This is a genomic window from Variovorax sp. P4_D9, from assembly GCF_056401695.1.
Map to the genome: position 1 here is coordinate 1 of NZ_JBFUIU010001515.1, position 1154 is coordinate 1154.

The window sequence follows — 1154 nt, forward strand, 5'->3', positions numbered from 1 at the left end:
GGCGGCCCATGAGCCCGGCGCCGAGCACGGCGGCGGAACGGAAAGGAAGTTCGGTGTGCAGGCTCATCGCAATCTCAGACGGGGAAAGGGCGCGCGTGGCCGATAATTTTCAACATGACGACCACTGCATTCTCCCGCTACGCACGCGTGCTCTCGATCGCCGGCTCCGACAGCGGCGGCGGCGCCGGCGTCCAGGCCGACCTCAAGACCTTCGCGGCGCTGGGCTGCTACGGGATGACCGCAATCACCGCGCTGACGGCGCAGAACACGCTCGGCGTGTCGGGCATCCACGGCGTGCCGCCGGCCTTCCTGAAGGCGCAGATCCAGGCGGTGGTCGAGGACATTGGCGTCGACGCCGTCAAGCTCGGCATGCTGCATGCGCCCGAGATCGTCGAGGTCGTGGCCTGGGCCATCGACCACTACAAGCTGCCCAACGTGGTGCTCGACCCGGTGATGGTCGCCACCAGCGGCGACCGGCTCATCGCGGGCGAGACGGTGGCCGTGCTGGTGCGCGAACTGTTCGTGCGGGCAGTGGTCGTCACGCCCAACCTGGACGAGGCCGCGCTGCTGATCGGCCATGCCATCGACGGCGTCGATGCGCTCGACGATGCGGCCTCCGAACTGCTCGCGCTCGGCGCCCATGCCGTGCTGCTCAAGGGCGGCCACCTTCCGGGCGACGATGTGGTCGACCTGCTGGCCGAGGCCGACGGCGAACGCCTGCGGCTGTCTTCGAGCCGCATCCAGAGCCGCAACCTGCATGGCACGGGCTGCACGCTGTCGTCGGCCATCGCCTCGTATCTGGCGCTCGGTTACGCGCTGCCCGAAGCGGTGGAACGCGCACGCGGCTACGTGGTCGCGGCCATGGCGGCCGGGGCCGACTTCAAGGTCGGCAAGGGTCATGGTCCGCTCAACCACGGCTTTGCGCCAGTGCCGAGCGTCCGCCTGCCGGCGCCGGACGCGTGATCGAGGCCAGCGCGAAGGTGACGGCCAGCGTCGGCAGTGCCGAGCCCCATTGGGGCGCCCAGGCCGCGCAGGCGTGGTAGATGGCAATGCCGCCGATCCAGAGCGCGGCAGCGATCGGGTCCACGCGGCGCGCGCCGACCGCGACCGGCGAGCCGCCGCTGCCGAGCCGGCCGAGGATCACGCCGTAGAGG

General features: G+C 70.7%; 1 protein-coding gene and 1 pseudogene. One reads left to right on the top strand and one right to left on the bottom strand.

Annotated elements, in window-relative coordinates; translation table 11 throughout:
* The first annotated feature begins 114 nt into the window (after nucleotides 1–114).
* A complete protein-coding gene (gene thiD, locus AC1DY5_RS56500; RefSeq protein ID WP_478122849.1) occupies nucleotides 115–963 on the top strand; it encodes a bifunctional hydroxymethylpyrimidine kinase/phosphomethylpyrimidine kinase in 849 nt (282 codons plus the stop codon).
* On the opposite strand, the pseudogene AC1DY5_RS56505 reads toward thiD, so the two are convergent.
* Nucleotides 908–1154 (bottom strand): annotated as a pseudogene (locus AC1DY5_RS56505) (allantoin permease); the annotation flags it as partial. The gene thiD and the pseudogene AC1DY5_RS56505 overlap by 56 nt on opposite strands.